Genomic DNA, 5,495 nt, shown 5'->3' with positions numbered 1-5,495 from the left:
ATATTGTAAATATAAATACCTCTAATAAAATTTTGTACTAATGCTAAATTACTTTGTTGCCTTTGAGAACGTGTTGCCATATCTATTAATTCTCCCTGCACAATGACACAAGTTGAAACTAGACTGTTTTCAACCTCAGCAAGGCGACTTAATATATTGACGTTACCTAAAATAGCTAGACTACAGTGATTTGTATCGATTAGGTACATTGTTCAAAAGGATTATCTTCATTAAACTCTGCTTGACCACGGCTAGCAATTACTAGCTTCAGACACTCCTCTAAGTCATCACCTTCCCAAGTACCTATAGTTTTCAGATGTTCTAGAAGTGAGCTTCCTGTGGAATTAACAGTAGTCTGACTAGGAAACTCTACTTGATGTTGTGTTGGTTGCACTTGGTTTTGTTTTGTTTTCAAAAAACGTAAAAAATTAAGTGTTTCAGTCAAAATTGCATCTGGTGCTGATTGAATTTCCTCGATAAGTTGTTCTTTAATTTTCATATTTAGGCCTCTTTAACTGAGATTATTTAGTAGTATAAAACAGCAGCTAGGGTTGTGGCTACGTTGGTAGACCTCCAGTTTGAAAAATCTGTTCGGCTGTTAAATTCAATTCTGGGAAAGTAGGTGACACGATGCGTTGTTTACCGCCGCAGGCATCAGTGGCTCTAAATTGAGTAACTTGGTATTCACCATCGATTAATTGATAAATAGATATAGTAGGCTGTTTTGGGTTGCCAGTGAACTTTTTAGCGCCTAGACCAAGATAATCTACAACCCAGTATTCAGGAATTCCAATACCCTCATACTTACCTTGTTTTGTGTAGTAGTCATCATCCCAGTTGGTACTAACTACCTCAACTACTAAGGGAATTGATGCTGCAAGGCTTACAGTTGATTCTTTTTTCCATAGCGGTTCATTTATTAAATTAGGGCGATTCAGTAATAGCACATCTGGTGAATAGGCAGATTCCGAATTAGTTGGTTTTACTAGCGCAGCTTTGGGGATTGTATAAGGTAAATTTAATCGGTCAAATTCTACTATTAGTTTTCTTGCTAGAAAACCAATAATATCCTCATGGTCTCCTACTGGTTGTGCCATTTCAACAATCACCCCATCATGTAATTCATATCTTCCACCTTGGGGTCGCCACGCTGCAAAATCTTCAAAGGTTACTAGTTTTGGTATGGCTTGAGTCATAATTTATTACCCCTAGTAGTCGTTTCGATCATATTGCTTTCTTACGTTCAGCCTTAACAGTAATATTAAGGGGTACAGTACTGGAAAAGGTTTGTTGCGGAGAACTAAACTATGGTAGCAATAACAACATCCGCAGAAAATAGGGTTTTACTGCAAAACATCAGCTGGCAGACATTTAAAACCATGCTGGCTGAAATGGGTTCAGAACGTAATTCCCGATTTGCTTATGACAATGGAACGATAGAAATTATGACCCCACAAATGCCACACGAAAACTCAAACCGTGTAATTGAAGGTTTTGTTGTTGTCCTGTGCGAAGAGTTGGGCTGGGAAATTAGACGCGCTGGTTCGCTAACTTTAACGCGAGATGATTTACAGAAGGGAGCCGAGCCAGATAGTAGCTACTACATTCAAAATGAAGCGTTAGTTCGAGATAAAGAAAAGATTGACCTCGCCACCGATCCGCCCCCTGACCTGGTGCTGGAAGTTGAATATTCCAGGTCTGCAATAGACAAGCTGAGGCTTTATGCTGCAATGGGAGTTCCCGAATTTTGGCGTTATAACGGCAGTGTGTTGAGAGTTTACACGCTTGCAGGTGGACAATATTCAGAAGTTCAAACCAGCCCTACTTTTGCGTCTGTGTCGGTGAAGGAGATTCCTCGGTTTATTCAAGAAGCTAAAAAGAATGGGGAAATTGCTACTACCCGTGCTTTTCGGGCTTGGGTGCAACAAAAAATTTCTGCTAGTGATTGACTCACTCGGCATGAATGCGCGGATATTCAACAGCCACATACCCAGGGGTTTTCAGCATTTATTCTTACAAGGGTTTGTTGAGTGCCTGCGTTCGTCATAATACTAAGTGGAAGCAAGCTACGCGTAACGTCTTGCAGAGGAGAAGTTGTCGCAGCGTAGTTTACCGCCGTAGGCATCGCCCCACAAATGTTAAGAAACATATAGATAGCCTTATAGGGGAGAAGCTTTAATTTTTCCCTCTTCACTACTAAAGAACCTTGCTAGGGGCTTAAATTTCGCATTGGATTTTCCACATCAGATAAAAAGTGAGCAAAATCTGCGACTTTTTAGATAAATCGGGAATCTGAGTCTTCAATTTCCATAAAAATTGGTTAATCTCAGCAATAACTCTTCAACATCGGTAATGAATGCCAACAAACGTTGACCATCTCCCACCTTCCTAACCCCCTGTTTTCTTTGCAATTGCGGGATTTACTAGGTATTTTTTCCTACTTTTGGGGTGGTTTTTAGGGAAACAAGTACCCTAAAATTACAAAAAATCCTGAAATCTATATAAATTAATGGTTTCATCTATCCACATCAGGCTACAACACCTTAGAATGATTCATTGAAAAGTCGAGCCGATGGGATGTACAGCCGTTTTGAGTAAAGATACTCCCAAAGGATGATTTTTGTATTTCCGCAAGCAAATATTTCAGTATAAATGTATTATTTTACATCCGTACTGAAATCTCAAATAAACCTTCAGGAGTTTGACATGAACAAAGGTGAATTAGTTGATGCCGTAGCTGAAAAGGCTAGTGTTACCAAGAAACAAGCGGATGCAGTCTTAACTGCCGCTTTGGAAACGATTATTGAAGCGGTTTCCTCTGGTGATAAGGTGACATTGGTGGGATTTGGCTCATTTGAATCACGGGAACGTAAAGCCCGTGAAGGTCGCAACCCGAAAACAAATGAAAAAATGGAAATTCCAGCGACGAGGGTTCCTGCCTTCTCCGCAGGAAAACTGTTTAGAGAAAAGGTAGCACCCCCAAAAGCATAGGTTCTGTCTTCGGGAACCCTTTTTTAATGCGGCAACCTGCACACGGGGGAAATTTAGCCTGGGCAGCAGCACTGGCTGGTTGTCCCCCTGATGCTATTCTGGATTTTTCTGCTAGCATCAGCCCATTGGGGCCTCCAAACAGCGCGATCGCTGCTATTAAGTCCCAAATTGGTAATCTTAAGCACTATCCAGACCCAAACTATAGTGAACTGAGACTAGCTCTCAGTCACTTCCATCAAGTGCCGTTTGAGTGGATTCTGCCGGGTAACGGCTCCGCAGAATTACTCACTTTAATCGGTAGGGAATTAGCTCAATTAGCCGCGACAATTTTAATCACTCCAGCCTTTGGCGATTACTACCGAACCCTGAAGTCGTACAACGCTAAAGTGCTGGAGTGTCCTTTGTCATTGGTCATTGGTCATTGGTCATTGGTCGTTGACAAAGGACAAAAGACAATGGACAAAGGACTCTTGCTAAATAACCCCCATAACCCAACCGGAAAACTATTTTCGAGAGAGTCTATTTTGCCCTACCTGGAGCAATTTGCTTTGGTTGTGGTGGATGAAGCATTTATGGATTTTGTGCCGCCCAATGAGGAACAAAGCCTGATTCCGGTGGTACAGGAATATCCGAATTTAGTAGTATTGCGATCGCTGACCAAATTTTACAGTCTCCCAGGACTGCGATTGGGATATGCGATCGCACATCCTGACTGTCTAGCTAAATGGCAGCTATGGCGAGATCCTTGGCCCGTAAACACACTAGCCGCAGCGGCGGCAATTGCAGCACTACAGGATACGGAGTTTCAGCAGCAAACCTGGGCATGGCTACCACCTGCACGAAACCAACTGTTTCAGGGTTTAGCTGAAATCCCAGGATTGCAACCCCAAGCAAGTGCTGCTAACTTTTTACTGGTTGAGTCCCAAGAATCTACTTCCGAGTTACAGCAACAATTACTCAAGTATCACCAGATTTTAATCCGCGATTGCCTTAGTTTTAAAGAACTAGGCGATCGCTTTTTCCGGGTTGCTGTACGTGAAGAGTCCGATAACCAACGCTTACTAACAGCGCTAAACTCAGTGCTGAGTGGGCAGTGAGTGGGGAGTGGAGAGTGGGGAGCAGGGGAGTGGGGGAGACAAGGGGACAAGGGGACAAGGGGACAAGTCTCTCCCTTGTCTCCCCCCTCTTCCTTGTCTACCTTGTCTCTTCTCCATACCCAATGCCCAATGACAAATGACAAATGACAAATGACAATTGACTACGATGTTGTAATTATTGGTGGCAGTCTTGCTGGATACTATGCTGCACTTGCTGCAACCCAACTACGTGCTACAGTTGCCCTAGTCCAACCCAAAGCAGACTACGGGTTTACTCATCACCATGCTCTTACCGAAATTGGTAAACTAGCACAGAAGTTGAAGGATGCGCCTGGTTTTGGTATTCATGCCACACACACTGATACCTTAGAAGAATGCCATATATCTATGGCATGGCAAGAAGCGATGCTGTATGCTCAATCCGTCGCTTCAAATCTCCAAGAACAGCATTCCCCAGCCATTCTAGCCGCGCAGGGAGTCGATGTCATTGTTGGCAGTGGTCAATTTCAATCTTCGCCCGAACTGGCTTTTGCCGTAAACAATCGCCTACTACGTGCCCGTACTTATTTGCTGGCTAGTGGTTCGCGTCCAGAAATTCCTGAGATTGAAGGATTGCAAACCACTGGCTATCTAACCCTTTCTAATATTTGGCAATCTTTCCAGGGTACGACATTACCCAAAAATTGGGTAATTATCGGTGGAATTCCCCAAAGCGTTGAAATTGCCCAAACTTTAGCAAGGTTTGGTTGCAGTGTGACGCTGGTAGTCAAGCATCCTTATGTTCTTCCATATCTAGACCCTGAGATAGCCACATTGCTTCAAGCGCAATTGGAAGTAGAAGGTGTGCGCGTCCTTACCGAAAAACCAGTAACTCAGGTGAGGCTAATTGAAAATAAAAAGTGGATTCAAGCAGGAGATAAGGCAATTGAAACTGATGAAATTCTGGTGGCGACTGGACAACAGCCAAATCTTGAACCTCTAAATCTGGCAGCAGTAGGTGTGAAATGGCATCGTCGTAGCTTAGTGGTGAATGATAAACTGCAAACCACTAACCACCGCATTTACGCCTGTGGTGATGTAATTGGTGGTTACGACTTTGCCAATGTTGCTAATTATGAAGCAAAAATTGCTCTGAACAATGCACTATTTTTCCCTAGATTACGAGTAAATTATTCCTCAATTCCTTGGGCAATATTTTCTGTGCCGATGCTGGCGCAAGTGGGTTTGACAGAGGCACAGGCAAAACGCCTATTTAGCCGGGATAAAATTTTAGTTTTGCGACAATATTTTAAAACAGTGGCAGCAGCCCAACTTCGGGATGAAACCACTGGGATGTGTAAATTAATTGTGCTACGCAATGGGGAAATTTTAGGAGCTTCGATATTGGGGGCAGAAGCTGGAGAATTA

The 5,495-nt window shown here is 42.9% G+C and carries 6 protein-coding genes and 1 pseudogene; 4 read left to right on the top strand and 3 right to left on the bottom strand.

Annotated elements, in window-relative coordinates; all coding sequences use genetic code 11:
* The 3 genes and pseudogenes from IQ229_RS23925 to IQ229_RS11130 form a co-directional block, all read right to left on the bottom strand.
* Window positions 1–209, bottom strand: a pseudogene (locus IQ229_RS23925) (type II toxin-antitoxin system VapC family toxin); the annotation flags it as partial.
* Complete coding sequence (locus IQ229_RS11135; protein WP_194043680.1) at window positions 200–499, bottom strand: DUF2281 domain-containing protein; 300 nt, start codon at window positions 497–499, stop codon at window positions 200–202. The gene IQ229_RS11135 and the pseudogene IQ229_RS23925, both read right to left, overlap by 10 nt.
* 58 nt (window positions 500–557) lie before the next feature.
* Window positions 558–1,196 carry a Uma2 family endonuclease gene (locus IQ229_RS11130; protein WP_194043678.1) on the bottom strand — a complete coding sequence of 213 codons (639 nt, stop codon included), beginning with the start codon at window positions 1,194–1,196 and terminating at the stop codon, window positions 558–560.
* 111 nt (window positions 1,197–1,307) lie between these two features.
* On the opposite strand from IQ229_RS11130, the gene IQ229_RS11125 reads away from it, so the two are divergent.
* The 4 genes from IQ229_RS11125 to IQ229_RS11110 form a co-directional block, all read left to right on the top strand.
* Window positions 1,308–1,949, top strand: coding sequence for a Uma2 family endonuclease (locus IQ229_RS11125; RefSeq protein WP_194043677.1), 642 nt, complete (start codon window positions 1,308–1,310; stop codon window positions 1,947–1,949).
* 757 nt (window positions 1,950–2,706) lie between these two features.
* On the top strand, window positions 2,707–2,991 hold the full coding sequence (locus IQ229_RS11120; protein ID WP_010998076.1) for an HU family DNA-binding protein: 285 nt from the start codon (window positions 2,707–2,709) through the stop codon (window positions 2,989–2,991).
* 26 nt (window positions 2,992–3,017) lie between these two features.
* A complete protein-coding gene (gene cobD / locus IQ229_RS11115; protein WP_194043675.1) occupies window positions 3,018–4,088 on the top strand; it encodes a threonine-phosphate decarboxylase CobD in 1,071 nt (356 codons plus the stop codon).
* Between the two features lie 150 nt (window positions 4,089–4,238).
* The coding region (locus IQ229_RS11110; protein WP_194043673.1) for a dihydrolipoyl dehydrogenase family protein at window positions 4,239–5,495 on the top strand (1,257 nt) is incomplete at its 3' end.

The organism is Nostoc cf. edaphicum LEGE 07299 (assembly GCF_015207245.1).
Lineage (GTDB): Bacteria > Cyanobacteriota > Cyanobacteriia > Cyanobacteriales > Nostocaceae > Nostoc > Nostoc edaphicum_B.
This window is presented reverse-complemented; position numbering and strand designations above follow the sequence as displayed.